Here is an 18,361-nt window from a genome sequence, read left to right as displayed (position 1 = left end):
ATGATTAGTACGCTTTTCCACTATTATAAGATCACTATTGCAAAGGATTTATGCAAAAATTTCTCCAAGACTTTTCCATTCCTGCTGTATTTGCAGGATTTATTACTTTCCTTGTCGGTATCAGTGTTTCCTCTGTATTGGTGATTCAATCTGCTCAGCTTTTGGGGGCTTCTACAGCACAAATCACCTCCTGGTTCTGGGCACTGGGTTTGGGCATTGGTTTAAGCGGTTTAATCCTGTCTTGGAAGTTTAAATATCCAGTTGCGACCTCATGGTCAACCGCAGGGCTGGCCTTAATTCTGGCCACAGCCAATGGTTATAGTCTCTATGAGGCGATTGGGGCATTTTTAGTTTGTGGATTGCTGACAGCGATTTTAGGTTTTTCCGGTATTTTTCAGAAAGTTTTAACTTATATTCCGCAAGGTTTAACCAGTGCCATGCTCGCAGGTGTGTTGCTGAAATTTGGTATTGCACTGTTTGCCAGCATGCAAAATGACTGGGAGTTTATCCTGTCATTATTGGCTGTCTATATTCTGTCTAAACGACTGTCTCCACGTTATAGCATTGTCATCACTGTGATTGTCGGCGTTGCACTGTGTCCTCTGTTTTTACAGTTTCATGCCTCAACCATTCAGTTCAGTCTGGCTCAACCAGTATGGATGGCGCCTGAATTTAGCTGGTCGGCCATTTTCGGTTTGGCTCTCCCATTGTTTGTCATTAACATGGCATCCCAATATTTGCCCGGTCTTGCCATGATCAAAAGCTATGGTTATGAACCAAATGTGAACCAGCTGATTGGCTGGACAGGTACGGCGCAAAGTATTTTGGCACCGTTTGGATGTTTTTCCGTAAATATTGCCGCAATCAGTGCTGCAATTAGCCTGGATGATCAGGCACATCCTGACACTAAAAAGCGTTATATTGCCGGTATAAGCTGCGGCTTCTTTTATATCTTGATGGGTTTGTTTGCCGCGACACTAACCAGTATTTTAATGTCTTTCCCTGGCGTATTTATTACTGCTTTGGCGGGTATTGCGCTGTTAGGCACCATTGGTCATAACATCGCGCTAGCCTTTCATCAGGCTGCTGAACGAGAAGCTGCCCTACTGACCTTTTTATTTAGTGCTTCCGGTATTCAGTTTTTCGGTATTGGTTCAGCTTTTTGGGGACTATTATTTGGACTTGTTGTTCACTTCATTTTCAAGTTTAAAAATAAATCTTAATCCAGCTTCGCCCGATAACTTCGGGCGATTAACTCTGCTTTAAGTCGCTGCGTTTCAGCTTCATCTTCCACTTCAGTGAATGCAGTTAGCCAAATGCCATCTGCCGCGTAACGTAAAATTTTCAGTTCAATATCTGACTCGGTCTGATGATGCTTAATTAGACGTTCATTCAGCCATTGAATCCAATATTCATTAAAGGTTTTATCTGTGAGCATGGTCATAGAAATGGCAGACCAAGAATGCTCCAAACCCAAGACCTGTTTTTCCAATGTCACTTCAATATAAGCACGGGTAAAACTGCCATAGGGTTGATCATCTTGAGCGATAAGCTGATCAATCACCACATCCAATTGTTGCAAAAGCGAGACCACCATCGACTCAAGTAATTTTTGCTTACTGGGAAAATGATGAAACACGCCGCCTTTGGTGATGCCAACCAGATCCGCAACGGCCTGTATAGACACCCCGTTTACTCCTTTTTCTGCTGCCAAAGCAATCGCATGTTGCAGAATTGCCTGACGGATAACTTGGGGTTCTTTTTTACGCTGATGTGGATTGTCGAGCATTCACGAATGTCCCGTAGAATTAGAAAAAAGATTAATCACCACGACACCTGAAACAATCAAGGCGATCCCAAGCATGGCAGGCAGATCTAAACTTTGGCGAAAGATAAAGTAGCCAATTAATGCGGTGAGCACAATCCCCACCCCAGCCCAAATTGCATAAGCAATACCCAGTGGAATGACTTTAATCACCTGTGACAATAAATAAAAAGCCAATGAAAATAAAACCACGACCACCAGCGAAGGCAATAATTTGGTAAAACCTTCAGACTTCACCAGAAATGTTGAACCAATGACTTCAGAAATAATGGCACATGCCAGCAGCCCATAAGCAAATAATATCGAATTCATCTCTTAAATCCAAAAACATACCTAACGGTAGGTATGTTATGTTTTTAGAATTTTTTCTGCAAGCCTATTTTCATTTTCTAAGTCTTTCTAAAACCTTTCAGGACTATATTTTTGAATAAATTGAATGGTTTGCTGAAATGTCAGTTGGCTGGCTTTTTTACTCATCATAAACTGATACTCATGAACGAGAAACTCTTTAGATTCAGGATAAAATACTTCGGTTACCGGTATTTTCTGGCGATGCAAAGCATTTACAAAAGGTACCGATTGGGTCTGAGTTAAAAAGTCTTTATTGCCTCCACTAATAAATACCGGCGGGTAACTCGCTGTTAAATATTGAATGGGAGAAATCGTTTTTAAAAACTCGGCATCATCTTTTTTATTTCCGGTATAAGCCTGAACCAGATTAAATACACCCCATTCGATGAGTTTCACTTCATCCGGAGCAGTATGAATAAAGGCATTCAGGTCATAAATACCACAATGCAGGATCAAACCTTTAATCTGTTCACGTTGGATTAACGGCTTAATAGCAGACTGCCGGGCAAAATCTGGATTACTGATTAAAGCTGCATAATGACTGACTAGATTGGCCCCTGCAGAGTCGCCCGCCAGATACATGTGTTGGGGATTAATATGATAAGCATCAGCATGATCACTAATGAATTTGAGCGCCTGATTAATTTGCAGCAGCTGCTCAGGATAAATCGTTTGCGGAGCAAATTGGTATTCGACTGAAACCACGTTATAGCCTTGATCAGCCAAACGTTTAAAGTAGCCACGAGCGTGCTCTTTAGAGCCTGAAATCCAGCCACCACCATGAATCCACACTACAGTCGGCCGCATTCCCAACGCTACAATATCAGAAGGTTGGTAAATATCCAGATGCAGCGCCGGATTTTGAAAATAGGCAATGTTGGTTTGAACTAACACTTCTGGAGCATGCCGATCTATAAACTTTTTTTGAATATTAGTCGAGGCATTAAATACGCCGGCAATAGCCTTGCTGCTACTTTGCACATTCTGGCAACCACTACTAGACAGTGCGGCAATTAAACATAAGCTTAGACTAAAAAATTTTGAATACACATTTGACCTATTAACTTACTCTCCACAATTTTGAGAGGAGTAATCATATTTTACGCATTTTAATCGCGGTTTAAACATTTAGAAATACTGGCTCGAATATTGAGCTTTACACTCGATTTTTCAATACAAAATTGAATACACTTATATTTATGATTTGTATATAATTTAATGAATTTTAAAACAATTTCCACAGACTAAATTGATCAATTCAACACAATGTGCTATGTATAAACAATAGCTACACAATAAACGCTAAGGAATCATTCTTATGTCTTATCAAAATATTCTAGTCCCAGTTGACGGCTCAGAAATTTCTTTCTCTGCAGTTAAAAATGCAGCTCAAATTGCTAAGGCATTTTCTAGCCAATTAACATTGATCAGCCTGGTCACTGAAGATCCATTTTCTGAAGCAGATTTCTATTACCCATCTCCAATCATGAAAGAATATTTTGTTGAGGCTTATGCCAATGCCGAAAAGGCATTAGAAAAAGCCAAAGCGATTGCTGCTGAGAATGGGGTCATTGCAACGCCTCAAATCATTAAAGGCAATATCTCCGAAGAAGGTATTATTGAAACTGCGGAAAAATTGAAAACCGACCTGATTGTGATGGGTTCTCATGGGCGTAAAGGTTTTCAAAAATTCTTACTGGGCAGCTTTGCTCAGGATGTTTTAAAAGGCACCCTGCTTCCTGTTTTAGTGGTAAAAGAATAAGTATTTCAAAAAATGAGCCTTTCAATCAATGCAAGGCTCATTTTATCGATTCCGGCGTTTCACCAGATGGTCATCATAACTGGCTATAAATCATCATAACTCTTATCCATTCAGCAATATTCATAAGGAAATTTCATGTCTTATAAACATATTTTGGTTCCAGTAGATGAATCCCCTATTTCTTATGCAGCTGTTGAACAAGCATTAGCCTTGGCCAAACCTTTAAATTGCCAAGTCACCATTACCAGCGTAATTGCTGTTGATCCCTTTGTCGGTGTAGATTTTTATAAGGTCGCACCTGCAATTACCGATTACTTTATTGAAGCTGAAAAAAATGCGCAGTTGCGCTTGGCGGAAATCAAACAATCTTTCATTCGTGATGGAATTGCCGTAGACACCAAAATTGTTCGCGGGGTATCACCTGCTGAAGGTATTATGCAAATAGCTGATGAAGTGGGCGCTGATTTAATTATTATGGGCTCTCATGGTCGTACCGGATTTAAAAAATTGATGTTAGGCAGTGTGGCACAAGAAGTCTTGACCCAGTCTCCAATTCCCGTATTGATTATGAAAGTCTAAGCAAAAAAAAGTCCCTGTAGTACAGGGACTTTTTTTATATACAGATATCGGCCATCTGTTCATCATGCCAATCACGCACTTGATCCCAGGCACGGGAAATATCTCTTAGCCCTGCGAAGCCAAAACCATCCTGGCTGAACATTTTATCTTGGCCTGAACACCTGTTTATACTTTAGAAATATGCTGATGTAAGGTTTGCAGGAAAATTTCCGCTTCAAGTTTGCTGTTAAAAGCTTTCTCATAGCTTCCCATGGATTGAATATTATTGGGCGTATATTCAATCGCCACAACAAAATTACCATCAGTGGCATTTTTCGAAACCCGAATTGCAATAATATGCTGAGTATTTAGGTAAAAACCATCTTCAATTTTAACTAACAAAACCAATCTCCAGTCTACTTAGTAAAATCACAGGCTAATGCAATCACAGTCTGTTAAATGACAAAAGCTCATCCTATGATGAGCTTTTATATGCCTATATTACCCCTAAAATGTGATTAATTCGACGCTTTTAAAGCGATTAATTCATAGGAATTAAGTCTTAACATGGCAGAATGAAGTGAAATTCAGCCAAACATAAGCATAATTTATAATCAGTAAAATGATTGAAATATAAAAAAGCCTTTTCCTGACTTTAGCAGAAAAAGGCTTTTGCGACTTATTCAGTCTGTCTGAGTTAGACGTTCAACATACTGTTTAAAGTTTCGACCACATTTTTAGATTTCACTTGTGGTTTTAAAGCCTCAAGTGCAGTTTTTACTTCTGTACGTTGTGGCTCTGCCAAAGTGTACCAGCGCGAAAGTACTTGCAGTAAGCGTGAACCCACAATCGGGTTTTTCTCATCCAGATATTTAGCCAGATCGATATAGTGCTGAACACCAAAACTCCAGGTATTGACCGGATTGGCATTTAAACCACCACTCACCGAACGGATCCGGTTAGGATTACCCAAATCATAATCAGGATGAGAGGTTAAATATTTGATGGTTTCTGCATTGGCTTTTGGATGCGCTGCTTGAACCATAAACCATTGATCTAAAGACAGGGCTTCATCTTCAAAACGGCTATAGAAGTCCGCCAAAACTTCCTTGGCTTGTGGTGCATCATTCCAGACCAGAACTTTGAGCGCACCCAAACGTTCAGACATGTTACCGGTATGATATTGCTCATAAGCCAGATCAAAGGCAGATACATCCCCTTGGCGTGCGATCATGCTGAGCATGATGTTTCTGAGTGCACGAACACCCATCGCTTGAGAAAATTCACTTTGCATATCTGGATCTAATTCCAGATAGGTCTCTTTACAGAATGAGCCAAATTCACGTGCCAAGGTATCTAGCAAGGCATTACGCTGTTTCTGGATTTTGGCAGGCTGATAATCTGTATCTATACGGCTACCCAGATACCCTTCGGTCGGCACATCAAACAAACGTGAGGCCAATAATGGATCTTTTTCAATGACTTCCGGCAAGGTATTTTTCATGGCTTGAATATAAATATCTGCATCATGGCCATTTAATAAAATACGTTCCAGCAAGGTTTGAGTGGCTTGCCACTGGTTAAAACCATTGGTTTCATATTGCATCAAGAAAGCAAGTTCTTCATCTGAATAATTGAATTCAAGATTGACCGGTGCAGAGAAATTACGCAGCAATGACACCACCGGTTTTGCCGTTACACCAGTAAACTGAATGCTTGCCGTGTCTGTATCAAACAGATACACGCCATCTTTAACACCATTTTCAAACAGTGCTTCAGATTGCAAAGTATATTGCTCACCTGTTTCTGCATTAAACAGTGCCAAAGCTACTGGGATGGGTACAGCTTTTAAATTTGGATATTTTACATTCGATTTTAAACTTTGTTTAAAGCTTAAACGATAGATTTGATTCGTAGCATCATACTCGCCTTGCGCTTGCAGTTTTGGTGTACCCGGCTGGTTATACCAGATCAGGAATGCCGATAAATCGACACCCGAACCTGCTGTCAATGCAGACACCCAATCTTCAACCGTTACCGCTTGACCATCATGACGGCGGAAGTATTCGTCCGTTCCCTGACGGAATTTTTCCTTGCCAAGTAGAGTCGACATCATGCGGTTAATTTCCGCACCTTTTTCGTACACCGTCGCTGTATAGAAGTTATTAATTTCAACGAAATGATCTGGACGTGGCGGATGTGAAAGCGGACCTGAATCTTCAGGGAACTGATGCGCTTTTAATACCGCAACATCATCAATACGTTGTACCGCCGCAGACTGTAAATCTTCCGAGAAAGACTGATCACGGAATACCGTCAAACCTTCTTTTAAGCAGAGCTGGAACCAGTCACGGCAAGTAATACGGTTACCGGTCCAGTTATGGAAGTATTCATGCGCAATCACCGACTGTACCCGCATGATGGCTGCGTCAGTCGTGAATTCCTCATCGGCAAGTACACAAGAAGTGTTGAAGATATTCAGGCCCTTATTTTCCATGGCACCCATATTGAATGCACTGGTCGCCACAATCATATAGTTATCCAAATCGTATGGACGACCATAATGCTCTTCATCCCATTGCATCGAATGTTTCAGTGCTTGCATGGCAATGTGACATTTAGGAATATCTTTTTCTTCGGCATAAATTTCTAGTGCAACGTTACGGCCTTCAGACGTTACATAAGAATCTTTCAGTACTGCCAAATCACCAATCACACAGGCAAACAAATAACTTGGTTTTTTAGTCGGATCTTGCCAGATCGTATAGTGACGACCTTCGCCTGCCTCACCCGCTTCCATCAAGTTACCATTAGCTAACAGTACCGGGAATTTTTTATCCGCTTCGACACGGGTGGTAAATACAGACAAGACATCCGGACGGTCTGGATAGAAGGTAATTTTACGGAAACCTTCAGGCTCATTTTGCGTTACGAATAAATCGTCACCCGCCTGATACAAGCCTTCAAGTTGGGTATTGCTTTCAGGATGAATAATCACTTCTGTTTCCAGAATGATTTGATCTGGTGCATTGCTAATCACCAGCTGTTCCGAATCAAGCGTGTAATCCGCTTCAGTTAACGGCGTACCGTTTAAAGTAATTGATTGTAATTCCAGATCACGGCCCAGCAGCACCAAATCTCCAGCGGTCTGGCGCTTCATTACCAAGGTTGAACTGACATCGGTATGATCTGTATGAACCTGAATATCCAAGTTGATTGAATCCACCAAAAATGAAGGTTTTTGATAGTCTTTTAAATAAACAGTCTGGTCTGCTTCAACCACCGGGTTTGCCGTGATATTCATATAATGTCCTAATCCTGTCGTTTTTAAGCCAAGAATTTGTTGTTGTGAAATGCTTCGATCATACGACAACTTTCACAATCTGTCTGTGCTATTGATTTGAGTTATATATGGGCACATGAATGGTCATTTTCAATTCACGAGTTGAACATCAGTACAATTAATATCTCAGTTGCTTATTTAACATGCGCAGCCAATGAAATTACGTAGCTTAAATTCCATCACTTTCAAAATTTACATAAAAAAATCTGGGTATCTTAATATCTGTTTATATGACTGAAGGTGGATTTATATAATTTATAAACCTGACTAACCCAAAGTGACACTTATTTTCAAGATGACTACATTTTGAGCACGTTTTTTGCTTGTATATATTTGTGCAAAGCGCACTATAAAATTAAGTTAAAAATTAGAAGAGGTGTCCCATGTATTTAAAAGACCATATTGTCCGTGTGGAAAACATCAAAACCATGCAAACACTTGACGCTGCCGGAATTGATCACAAAGTGATTGCCATGTTTATGAGTTGTGAAGGTATTCCGATGCAGTCGCCTGACATTTGTGCAATTCTGAATAATTACGATGCGCTAGGAAGTAAAAAAATTCCATCCAAGAAGGTTCAGGCTTTAATTAATGCAAAGCAGCTAGGAGAGGAGGATGAGTCCCTACCTTGCCCTGTCTCTTATTAACTGAAAAATTACCTTCTAATTTAATCTTATCCTTCTGAATCACCCCTATATTTTACTGTGGAGATGAAAGATCAAGGTTTCATCTCCAGGTAAATTCACTTACTAGCACTAAACAATAATACTTAGGCTATTTTCTCGAATCACTGCTATTAGGCTGAATGAACTGACCGAATTATTCTCCTTTCAGCACTATTCCATCACGTCCCGGCAAAAGACAGGTGTATAATCTGTAAAATGATTAACCGACTTGTGATTGACTCTTTCCATGCTTCTTCAGATTCTGCAAAAACAGCTCGATGAAAGTTCATCCTGCCCTTTATGTCAGGCATCCATGTTCTGGATTGAAGCAGAACAGTACGATCAAGCAATGAATTTTCATGAATGCAGTCACTGCCAGCATCGCCTGTTTCAGGATGGACGTGGCAATTGTCACTGTGACCGATGTCTGGCCAAGCGAAAAAAAATGCTCGCGGAAACACGCCTGCAAGAACAGCGCAAACTGAAGTCTAAAGATAAAGATGCTGTTGAATACCGCCTAGATCAGATCAGCTTTTTAAATAAACTGTTTTTACTGAGTATTCTGGACAATCAGGTGCAGGAACATACTACGCATCATGAATATATTGATTGGGAAAGCATTAAATATCATGCCATCACCCCCAATTATCTGTTCCAGAATTATTTGGTCAAGCAACTGGTTAAAGAACAAATCCTGATTGCCAAAGATTTTGCTACTGATGCTCATCATTACTATGTCAATGTACGCTTGGACGGTTATTCGGAACCGAGTCTTTTTAGCATTACCCAGCAACTTCGCAACTGGTTCTATGAAAATTTAAGCTTGGGTGTGCCCTTTAAAAATGTAGATGAAGTCAAAAATGCACTCTATCTGGTGCTGTATCAGGAAATCATTCAGTTTGCCCAGTTTTACTGTCGCACCTGGGGCATTCAGATTGCCGGAAATAACAGCTTTCAAACCTTTTGCTATCGCCTGATGGATTCCCTGGCAGTGGGTCAAATCTATTATTTGGTACAAACCGCTTTAGAATATTTGCATCAGCAGAAAGCCCTCCAGCCACGCAATGAAAACTTTATCAATACCAACTTATTGAAGAAAACCTTACAGCAATACCGTGAACGTTCAGTGACGGAAAAATGGGAAACCTCCACCCTGCCTCGTCCGCACAACATTCCATTCAGCAAGATGAGTGAAATCCTGTTGTTCCGCTTTCTTGGCTATGATGAAGCTATTTTTTTCCAGCCCATCTGGAAGTTATGGAAAAAAATTGAACCCCGATTAAGTTTCTATTCACAAAAACGCTGTATGTATTGTGGTTCCAATGAACTTAGCGTGGATTATGATGCTGAAAATTATGTGACCTTATGCTGTCGCACCTGCAAGCATCAAGACCACTATTTTACCCAATAGGATTTCACCCGTTAAATGGTGATCGATATGTCCAGTTTTTCCGATTCCACCCTATATAATTTAAGGAATAATCCCATGGATCAAACTTCAGCACTGGTCGAGCAGATTGTTGAAGCATGGACACAGCTGCATAGCCAGCAGCCTTTGGTGCAATGCATTACCAATAGCGTGGCAGCCAACTATACAGCCAATGTTTTATTGGCTGCTGGCGCTTCTCCAGCCATGATAGACAATCGGTTTGAAGCTGAAAGTTTTACCCAGATTGCAGCAGCGCTAAGCATTAACCTGGGTACACCCACACAGGAACAAATGCAGGCCATGCAAATTTCTGCACAAACGGCACAGCATACCCATACCCCGTGGGTGCTTGACCCGGTAGGATATGGTCCAATTTTAAAGTGGCGCTCGGACATGGTGGATGATTTATTGCAATATCATCCTACGGTGATTCGGGGCAATGCTTCTGAAATTAGCACACTCGCAGGCAAGCAAACCCAATCTAAAGGTGTCGACAGCACGCTCGATAGCGCCGAAGTTTACAGCCATGCCAAAGTCCTGCTCGAACATGCGGAATGTATTGCCATTTCAGGTGAATCCGATTTTATCTTGACTCAAGAAATTGATGCTGTGATTCAAGTCAATGGCGGCTCTTACTTGCAACCGAAGGTCACCGCAACAGGCTGTGCGCTCGGTGCTTTAATCGCGGCTTACTGCGCGGTAACCACACCGACCATTGCCACCATTGCTGCACATACCCATTTTGCCATTGCCGGGAAATTGGCATTTGAGCAAGCGCCTATGCTCGGACAGTTTAATGTGGCCTTTATGGATTACATTTATAGTTTAAATCCTGAACTCATACAGCAATATGCAGATATTAAAATTTTGACCCTCTAAATCTATCCTGCATTACTATTGCTGATGTATGGCAGATGTTCAGCTGCCTCAGACTGTAGAAATACAGTCTGCACTTATCACCATGACAGCATCGCAATTAAAAAATCAATCAAAACTGGATTTAATATACATGACGATCTAAAGACAGATTCCATATTGTTTCCAAAATCGTTTTTAAATCCAATTTACAGATACACAGCAAACCCATGCCATCAAAATAGTCAGGCACATGCTGCATAAAAAAATTGATGTGAGTGGTGGTTTTATTTCTTAAACGCTTGATCTGCGCAGGCGTGGTCAAGGGCATCACATAAGGATACACAAAAATATCTTCTCGGCGCTTATGCACCTCAACTTTACGCTGCTGCATCATCTGCAAAACTTTTAAATATTCAGCAGGTATCTTCCTTCCCACACGTGGAAAGAAGTGACGTGAGCGTGAAGCCAAATAGGTATAGATTTTGGGCTGTATAATGGTAGGCACAAACCATAATGGAATGCTGGGATGGCGAATCCGCTGATTAACTGCAACACGAATGGCCGTTTTCAGGGTTCAGTTTCCTCTACGGTAAGCAGGTAATATACCCGCCCGCGAGCTCACCACAAAAATCGGTTTCCCATTTAAAGCAAGCTTAAGAATAGGAATAATATTTTGTCCAATCAGTTGTCCCTGATGATAATAGTGAACAACCTGAACTGAAACAGCATCTACATCATAAACAAAATCATAGACTTCTTTTTTGCTGGAATCTGGAAAAATTTGCTGATCAAATGCCAGCATGGTTTCAAAAAACTGCTGTTGATGATCAGAGGCCAGTTTTGAAAAATCGACCATCTTTTCAGTAATCCCCATCAGTTTGATCCGTCTCCTCCCATTTTTTATCCATTATTGATTATTATGCTGATTTAAAATATCCCTAGAAATAGGGATTTAATCACTGATTCATTTGAGTTTTTACCTTGCGATTTCACAATCAAAAGCATAAAAAAAGCCCAACAGCTTAAGACTGTTGAGCTTTTCCAGGACTAAAATAATTTATTCGAAGGACAAGTTCTTTATCACTGTAAAATCATGGTCTAATGATAAGTAATTAAAACCGTTTTAATACGGTTATCTTCCAGTTCTGTCACGTCAAAATGAATGCCGTGATACTCCAGATGGGTACCTAAGCTCACTTTTCCATGCGTTTTATCTAAAATTAGACCAGCAACACTGATATAACCTGCATCATCTTCGACCAAATCCATCATGCCCAACTCTAATTCAAGCTGGTACACGTCCAGCATGCCCGATGCTTTCCAGGTGTGATCATCAATTTTCACTAAATCGAGCTGTTCATCCGCATCAGGGAATTCTCCGGCAATGGCTTCAAACACATCTAGCGGAGAGATCAAACCCTGTACACTTCCAAACTCATCACTGACCAAAACCAGTGAACCTTTTGAAGTACGCAAGGTATTAATGGCATCAATCACTTTCATTTTCTGGAAAATGTGAATAGGACGATGACGTTTGATTAAAGCTTTAAGTTGTCCGTCATCCTCCAGTACATCCAGCAGTTCTTTGGCACGAACCACGCTCAGAACCTTATCTAGGCTGCCACGACAAACTGGAAACAAGCTATGCGGCACAGACAGCACCTGTTCACGAATTTGTTCAGGCGTATCATCCAGATTGACCCAGGAAATCTGGCTTCGCGGAGTCATGATTGAAGCAACCGACCTTTCTGCCAAGGTTAATACCCCGCCAATCATGTAACGTTCTTCATCAGCAAAAGCTTCTTGAGCTTCAAAGTGCTGAGCACTGTCAGTAACCGTCTCCATTTTGCCACCCATCAATTTCAAGATGGAATCCGCTGTACGATGACGCAGTGGAATTTTAGATTCATGCTTGGCTACATTGCGCTGACCAAATTGGTTAAATGCTTCAATTGCAATGGCAACGCCAATACCTGAATAGATATAGCCTTTCGGAATATGGAAACCGAAACCTTCTGCAATCAAGCTAATTCCAATTAACAATAAGAAACTTAGACACAGAATCACAACGGTCGGATGTCGGTTTACAAAAGCAGTGAGTGATTTAGAGGCCAGTAACATTACAGCCATGGCAACAATCATTGCCACCATCATCACATAGATGTTGTCGACCATACCTACGGCAGTAATGACCGAATCTAAAGAGAATACAGCGTCTAAAACCACAATTTGTGCAACAACTGCAGCAAAACTTGCATAAACAATATTGGTGGCAACCTTAACTTCAGGCTTGCCTTCAATCTTTTCATGCAGTTCGGTCACAGCCTTATAGACCAGGAATAAACCACCGAATAAAAGGATAAGATCTCGACCTGAGAATGTCCAATCAAAGACGGTAATAAGCGGTTTGGTCAAAGTGACTAACCAAGAGATGGCAAACAATAAGCCCAAGCGCATGAATAAAGCGAGGGAAAGACCTACTACACGTGCTTTATCACGTTGTTCTGGAGGAAGTTTTTCAGCCAAAATGGCAATAAAGACTAGGTTATCAATACCTAAAACAATTTCTAAAACAATAAGGGTAAGTAAACCAACCCAAATTCCCGGATCTAATAAAAACTCCATTAGTTTATATCTCCGGTTTTATGAATTAGCTTTAAAATGAGGAAATTCAAAATAAAACTAGACCTGCACGGCGACGGATCCATAGATATGACCTGTTCAACAATAGATAACTGATTATGCACAATCTTGAAAATGAGTAACAAGTTTTTTGTATTTTTATTTACCAAAACTTGACTAAACTTAGCGTTATCTCAAATCAGTATATTATTTAATCACGAAAAATCATGTTTTAAGAAGCAACAGATTTAAAAATAATCCACCCTTAGTCACACCAGCATAGAGCCAAAAAATAGTAAAGTTTTTAGCACATAAACTATTGTTTTATAAAATTATTCAAATTTATGAAAATATTAATTTATTAACAGTATGAAATAACTGCCAGGATTTTTTTATATAAAAGATCAGTTCCTCAAGCCATTTTTTTCACTAGAATAGAATACAGCCAAGATTATTTCATTCAATAATCGATAGCTAAACTTAGATGCTCAAGTTTTTTAATCCAATCAAAAAAATTATAGGATTATTTGCTCTGACAAATGAAAAAGCATTGACCTTCAGCAAAGCATCTAAAACGATTGCCAATATTAGTTATGAAGGTGCCTATCTTAATTTAGGCTCATCATTTGGTCAGCATCAAGTTAAGATTGTGGCCATGCATAATAAGCAAAAGTTTTAAATACTCCTGCACGTCGTCTTACAACATGGTATCCCTACGGCAACCTTACTTCAGAAACCTATCAAAATCCTGAAGCCCAACTAGAAGTGCTGAATTTTGCCAAAAGTATTGGGGAGATTTCATTGAGACCAATACAGCCCCACCATATCCCTTCTAAACGATCTGCGTAATTTGGATTTTTTGTAAGGAAACTTATCAGGAGATAAGTTTCCTTATTGCATTATAAAAAACTTGATATATATTAATAACCATAAAAAAAATGTGTATTGTTAAGCATAATTTGATTTAAATAAGACGCTTTTCAATAAATTAAAATTACAATTATCTTAGGGAGATCTTCTCCATGACTAAAAAATACAGCAAATTTCTACCTTCTGGTGCAGAAAATTTCACTTTAGAAAATTTTCCTTATTATTGGGTCACCCAAGTACATGCCCAATATGTCCAAAATGTAGATCACGCCTTGAAGAAATATGGTCTAGACAATTCACGCCGTCGCATTTTACTGTCACTAAGGTCCAAGCCTCATGCTAGTGTGTCAGACCTTTCTGAAATGGTCATTTCCAAAATGTCGACCACAACCAAAATTGTCTATCGTTTAAAAGATGAAGGACTGGTTGAAACTTATTCCTGTGAAGATGATGCCCGCATTACTCGAGTTGTCTTAACCGATAAAGGACAACAAATGACGCATAAGATTAATGACATTAGCAATGTGGTATTGGAACAATCTTTTGAAGGCCTCACTCCCTTACAAATTGAAAAAATGATGGAAAGTTTAAAATATATTTTTAAAAATTTAGCCCATTAGTTTGGGCTGAAGAAAAAAGTAACTAATGAACTATTTTTAAGTTTTACTTTAAAATGTAAGACAAATATATCTTTTTTTTCACTTTAACTTTCTTAAAAAAAAGTTACAATAATAAAATATAATTACAACAATTATTGGGGAGAAAGTTCATATGACAAAAAAATACAGTAAATTTTTACCTTCACCAGAAAATTTCAATTTAGAAAATTTTCCTTATTACTGGGTCACCCAAGTGCATGCCCAATACGTACAAAACGTTGATCATGCACTGAAAAAATACGGTCTGGACAATTCACGTCGCCGTATCCTACTCGCTTTAAAATCAAAACCTAATGCCAGTGTTTCAGATCTTTCTGAAATGATGGTTTCCAAAATGTCTACCACGACCAAAATTGTCTATCGATTAAAAGATGAAGGACTGGTTGAAACTTATTCTTGTGAAGATGACGCACGAATCACTCGCGTAGTTTTAACCGATAAAGGCCAACAAATGACGCAAAAAATTAATGACCTGACCAATGTGGTTCTGGAGCAATCTTTTGAAGGACTAACTCCATTACAAATTGAAAAAATGATGGAAAGTCTCAAACATATTTTTAAAAATTTATCACGATAATTTAGGCTTAAATTTAAAAGTTCAGTAAATACTGAATTTTTTTCTTTTTGACTTTAGAGATAAATGCAAAATTTATGTATTTTTCTTACATGTTTTAACAAAAGCAAGAGATTCTAAATAAAACAATTAAATCGTGGAAAATAAATAATGACCAAGAAATACAGTAAATTTTTACTTCTATCCAGTGAAAATTTTGATTTAGAAGACTTTCCCTACTACTGGATTACTCAAGTTCACGCGCAAGGTGTAAAAAAACTAGACCATGCTCTGAAAAAATATGGTCTGGACAATTCACGTCGCCGTATTTTACTTTCTCTAAAATTCAAGCCTCATGCCAGCGTATCAGATCTGTCTGAAATGGTCATTTCCAAAATGTCGACTACCACCAAAATCGTCTATCGTTTAAAAGATGAAGGTTTAGTTGAAACTTATTCTTGTGAAGATGATGCTCGTATTACTCGAGTTGTCTTAACCGATAAAGGACAACAAATGACCCTGAAGATTAAGGATCTGAGTAATATAATTCTGGAACAGTCTTACGAGGGTATAACTCCTTTACAAATTGAAAAAATGATGGAAACCCTTAAACATATTTTTAAGAATCTATCGTAATAACCTATGCTTAATCATCGAAAAAATTAAGCTGGGGACTAATTTTTTCGATTTTTGCTTTTGGAACATATGAACACTCAAATTCTTCTACCGGGAATCCTTCTACAAAAGAACGGATATCTTGAGATTTCCAGCTCAGCCACTCATCTAAACGCTGGTGAGGAATCACAATCACTGAGCGTTTAACATTGCCTGGCTCATGAAAATCTTTCATCATCGGATGGTTGATTGCATTCATCGTGAGCATTGTGGCTGAACGAACAATTTCATCCCCTATCCGGGAAATTTCATATAACGCAGCAATATAACAGGCCTGACCATCCTTTCGGCGTACACCCCAGCGCTGTGGCTTGTTCTCAATGTATTTAGATTCATAAAATTCTGAAACTGGAATCACTCCAAATTTAAATTTTGAAACAGCATTCATAAAGGTTGGTTTTTGCAGAAGTGTTTCACTACGTGCATTGTAGGTCTTAAGTGCAATGCTTTTATCTTCTGCCCATTTCGGAATTAAACCAAAATGCACCTTGCGCCACTCCAGACCATGAACAGACTTAAACAGCAAGGGCAATTCATAATTTGGATAGACTTCATCCGGATATTCAAAAGGAATATCGGGAAGATTTAGATCCTTCACCTGCTTTAAGCTGAGCGGTTTAAAATTAGCGCACATACAATGAATTACACTCTGATATTCGTTACATGATCACTTTAATGACATTGGTTTATCTTTTTTAGCTTGAAGAAAGTTTAGCCAGAAACTGTGAGCCAATGGGTATGACTAAATTCTTCCAATATCCACAGTCCATTAAAGCGGCCTAAGCCGGAATTTTTCTCCCCACCAAAGGGTGCATTCGGTTGATCCGCCACGGTGATGGCATTGATATGGGTCATCCCTGCATCAATCTGCATCGCAAAACGCGTTCCGCGCTCAATATCGGCGGTACATACTGCACTGGATAATCCATACGCCGTGTCATTTGCCAAGTGCAAAGCCTCGGCTTCATTTTGAGCCTTAATCACCGGTAGGACTGGCCCAAAACTTTCTTCTTTAGCTAAACTGGATTCTGGATCTACATCAATAAAAATATGCGGTGGAATGATATTGCCTTGAATCTTTCCTCGTAGGATGAGTTTAGTACCCTGTTGTAGTGCCTGATCAATGATGTGTTTTATTTTTTCCACTTGTGAGCTATTAATAATCGGGCCAATGAGGGTATCTGCTTGATCTGGATCACCATAGACAATGTCTTGAGTCCGGATCAGCAGTTTTCCAACAAAAGCATCATAAATTTTAGCATCAACAATTACCCGATTGGTACTCATGCAGATTTGCCCTTGATGCAAAAAACGTCCCATTACAGCCAGTTCCACTGCCAAATCCAGATCAGCATCATCCAGAACGACCAAAGGGGCATTCCCTCCCAATTCCAGTGCAATCCGCTTCAGATGATTGCCGCCAACTGCCAATTGCCCGACACGTTTTCCAACCAAAGTTGAACCTGTAAATGAAATCATTTTAGGCGTATCGTGCTCGACAAAGTAATCCCCAATTTCACTGCCTAAACCTGCCACTACACTGAATACTCCTTGAAGGATACCTACTTCCTCAAAAATTTTAGCCAGCAACAATCCGCCGGTAATAGGCGTATCACTTGCAGGCTTCAGCACCACGCAATTTCCACTCGCAATGGCTGTGACGACTGAGCGCATACTCAGGTGAAATGGAAAGTTCCACGGGCTAATCACTGCAATGACACCTAAAGGTTTTCGGATTGCATAACTTTTGCGACCAGGATCTGTGGATTGCAACTCCTGGGTTTCCATTCTTTCAGGAAATGTGACAGCCTCATTGATAATGCCCAATACGGCATCGACTTCAATATTGGCTTTGAAACGTGTACTACCAGATTCCTGAATGAGCCAGTCAATGATTTCTTCGCGTCTATTTTTGACTACATCCAAAACCCGAAGGATGATACTTTTACGTTCGGATGGAGATGTTTGCGACCAAGTGACGAAACTACGTTCTGCAGCCGAATAAGCACTATCCACATCGACAATGCTCGCAGCCTGCAGTTTTAATATAAGTTCTTGATTATAAGGATTGAGATTATTCAGCGTATGAGTTGAAGTTCCTTTTAGCCAATGTCCTGCAATAAATTGCTGATCGGAAAATTGATAAGCTGGCATTCTTTCACCCATCGTTAGAATTATGTATTGCTTTACT

The 18,361-nt window shown here is 39.7% G+C and carries 20 protein-coding genes; 10 read left to right on the top strand and 10 right to left on the bottom strand.

What is annotated here, in order from left to right; genetic code table 11:
* Nucleotides 1-50 precede the first annotated feature (50 nt).
* Nucleotides 51-1,223, top strand: a complete 1,173-nt coding sequence (locus B9T29_RS05820) for a benzoate/H(+) symporter BenE family transporter (RefSeq protein ID WP_086175013.1) — start codon at nucleotides 51-53, stop codon at nucleotides 1,221-1,223.
* On the opposite strand, the gene B9T29_RS05815 is transcribed toward B9T29_RS05820, so the two are convergent.
* From B9T29_RS05815 to B9T29_RS05805, 3 genes are all read right to left on the bottom strand, one after another.
* A complete protein-coding gene (locus tag B9T29_RS05815) occupies nucleotides 1,220-1,789 on the bottom strand; it encodes a TetR/AcrR family transcriptional regulator (protein WP_086175012.1) in 570 nt (189 codons plus the stop codon). The two genes, B9T29_RS05820 and B9T29_RS05815, sit on opposite strands and share 4 nt — an antisense overlap.
* Nucleotides 1,790-2,137, bottom strand: coding sequence for a DMT family transporter (locus tag B9T29_RS05810; protein ID WP_086175011.1), 348 nt, complete (start codon nucleotides 2,135-2,137; stop codon nucleotides 1,790-1,792).
* An 87-nt stretch (nucleotides 2,138-2,224) separates the two neighbouring features.
* Nucleotides 2,225-3,226 carry an alpha/beta hydrolase gene (locus tag B9T29_RS05805; protein ID WP_086175010.1) on the bottom strand — a complete coding sequence of 334 codons (1,002 nt, stop codon included), beginning with the start codon at nucleotides 3,224-3,226 and terminating at the stop codon, nucleotides 2,225-2,227.
* A 268-nt stretch (nucleotides 3,227-3,494) separates the two neighbouring features.
* Here B9T29_RS05805 and B9T29_RS05800 point away from each other — a divergent pair, with 268 nt between their 5' ends.
* Both B9T29_RS05800 and B9T29_RS05795 read left to right on the top strand, forming a co-directional pair.
* Nucleotides 3,495-3,938 carry a universal stress protein gene (locus B9T29_RS05800; RefSeq protein ID WP_086175009.1) on the top strand — a complete coding sequence of 148 codons (444 nt, stop codon included), beginning with the start codon at nucleotides 3,495-3,497 and terminating at the stop codon, nucleotides 3,936-3,938.
* Between the two features lie 135 nt (nucleotides 3,939-4,073).
* Nucleotides 4,074-4,517, top strand: a complete 444-nt coding sequence (locus B9T29_RS05795; protein ID WP_086175008.1) for a universal stress protein — start codon at nucleotides 4,074-4,076, stop codon at nucleotides 4,515-4,517.
* A gap of 165 nt (nucleotides 4,518-4,682) precedes the next feature.
* On the opposite strand, the gene B9T29_RS05790 is transcribed toward B9T29_RS05795, so the two are convergent.
* Nucleotides 4,683-4,898: a hypothetical protein gene (locus B9T29_RS05790; protein WP_086175007.1), complete on the bottom strand. Its 216-nt coding sequence runs from the start codon at nucleotides 4,896-4,898 to the stop codon at nucleotides 4,683-4,685.
* A 295-nt stretch (nucleotides 4,899-5,193) separates the two neighbouring features.
* On the bottom strand, nucleotides 5,194-7,800 hold the full coding sequence (gene pepN, locus B9T29_RS05785; protein WP_086175006.1) for an aminopeptidase N: 2,607 nt from the start codon (nucleotides 7,798-7,800) through the stop codon (nucleotides 5,194-5,196).
* Nucleotides 7,801-8,222: 422 nt separating this feature from the next.
* On the opposite strand from pepN, the gene B9T29_RS05780 reads away from it, so the two are divergent.
* The 3 genes from B9T29_RS05780 (at nucleotide 8,223) to thiM (ending at nucleotide 10,812) form a co-directional block, all read left to right on the top strand.
* Complete coding sequence (locus B9T29_RS05780; RefSeq protein WP_086175005.1) at nucleotides 8,223-8,486, top strand: hypothetical protein; 264 nt, start codon at nucleotides 8,223-8,225, stop codon at nucleotides 8,484-8,486.
* A 265-nt stretch (nucleotides 8,487-8,751) separates the two neighbouring features.
* Complete coding sequence (locus B9T29_RS05775) at nucleotides 8,752-9,915, top strand: hypothetical protein (RefSeq protein WP_086175004.1); 1,164 nt, start codon at nucleotides 8,752-8,754, stop codon at nucleotides 9,913-9,915.
* Between the two features lie 75 nt (nucleotides 9,916-9,990).
* Complete coding sequence (gene thiM, locus B9T29_RS05770) at nucleotides 9,991-10,812, top strand: hydroxyethylthiazole kinase (RefSeq protein WP_171263992.1); 822 nt, start codon at nucleotides 9,991-9,993, stop codon at nucleotides 10,810-10,812.
* A 121-nt stretch (nucleotides 10,813-10,933) separates the two neighbouring features.
* On the opposite strand, the gene B9T29_RS16500 is transcribed toward thiM, so the two are convergent.
* From B9T29_RS16500 to B9T29_RS05760, 3 genes are all read right to left on the bottom strand, one after another.
* A complete protein-coding gene (locus B9T29_RS16500; RefSeq protein ID WP_228146566.1) occupies nucleotides 10,934-11,296 on the bottom strand; it encodes a hypothetical protein in 363 nt (120 codons plus the stop codon).
* Nucleotides 11,297-11,365: 69 nt separating this feature from the next.
* A complete protein-coding gene (locus B9T29_RS16495; protein WP_228146565.1) occupies nucleotides 11,366-11,665 on the bottom strand; it encodes a hypothetical protein in 300 nt (99 codons plus the stop codon).
* A 224-nt stretch (nucleotides 11,666-11,889) separates the two neighbouring features.
* Nucleotides 11,890-13,416: a TerC family protein gene (locus B9T29_RS05760; RefSeq protein ID WP_086175003.1), complete on the bottom strand. Its 1,527-nt coding sequence runs from the start codon at nucleotides 13,414-13,416 to the stop codon at nucleotides 11,890-11,892.
* A gap of 481 nt (nucleotides 13,417-13,897) precedes the next feature.
* Here B9T29_RS05760 and B9T29_RS16490 point away from each other — a divergent pair, with 481 nt between their 5' ends.
* The 4 genes from B9T29_RS16490 (at nucleotide 13,898) to B9T29_RS05740 (ending at nucleotide 16,131) form a co-directional block, all read left to right on the top strand.
* Nucleotides 13,898-14,092, top strand: a complete 195-nt coding sequence (locus tag B9T29_RS16490) for a hypothetical protein (protein WP_228146564.1) — start codon at nucleotides 13,898-13,900, stop codon at nucleotides 14,090-14,092.
* Between the two features lie 343 nt (nucleotides 14,093-14,435).
* Nucleotides 14,436-14,903 carry a MarR family winged helix-turn-helix transcriptional regulator gene (locus B9T29_RS05750; protein ID WP_086175002.1) on the top strand — a complete coding sequence of 156 codons (468 nt, stop codon included), beginning with the start codon at nucleotides 14,436-14,438 and terminating at the stop codon, nucleotides 14,901-14,903.
* A gap of 151 nt (nucleotides 14,904-15,054) precedes the next feature.
* Complete coding sequence (locus B9T29_RS05745) at nucleotides 15,055-15,519, top strand: MarR family winged helix-turn-helix transcriptional regulator (RefSeq protein WP_086175001.1); 465 nt, start codon at nucleotides 15,055-15,057, stop codon at nucleotides 15,517-15,519.
* A gap of 147 nt (nucleotides 15,520-15,666) precedes the next feature.
* On the top strand, nucleotides 15,667-16,131 hold the full coding sequence (locus B9T29_RS05740; protein WP_086175000.1) for a MarR family winged helix-turn-helix transcriptional regulator: 465 nt from the start codon (nucleotides 15,667-15,669) through the stop codon (nucleotides 16,129-16,131).
* A gap of 10 nt (nucleotides 16,132-16,141) precedes the next feature.
* Here the strand turns inward: B9T29_RS05740 and B9T29_RS05735 are convergent, their stop codons facing one another.
* Both B9T29_RS05735 and B9T29_RS05730 read right to left on the bottom strand, forming a co-directional pair.
* Nucleotides 16,142-16,804, bottom strand: coding sequence for an SOS response-associated peptidase family protein (locus B9T29_RS05735; RefSeq protein ID WP_086174999.1), 663 nt, complete (start codon nucleotides 16,802-16,804; stop codon nucleotides 16,142-16,144).
* A gap of 77 nt (nucleotides 16,805-16,881) precedes the next feature.
* Complete coding sequence (locus B9T29_RS05730) at nucleotides 16,882-18,324, bottom strand: aldehyde dehydrogenase family protein (protein ID WP_086174998.1); 1,443 nt, start codon at nucleotides 18,322-18,324, stop codon at nucleotides 16,882-16,884.
* Between the last annotated feature and the right edge of the window lie 37 nt (nucleotides 18,325-18,361).

Origin of the sequence: Acinetobacter sp. ANC 3903 (genome assembly GCF_002135315.1) — a bacterium.
Classification (GTDB): Bacteria; Pseudomonadota; Gammaproteobacteria; order Pseudomonadales; family Moraxellaceae; genus Acinetobacter.
The sequence above is the reverse complement of the archived record's forward strand: the minus strand, read 5'-3'. Positions and strand labels throughout refer to the sequence as shown.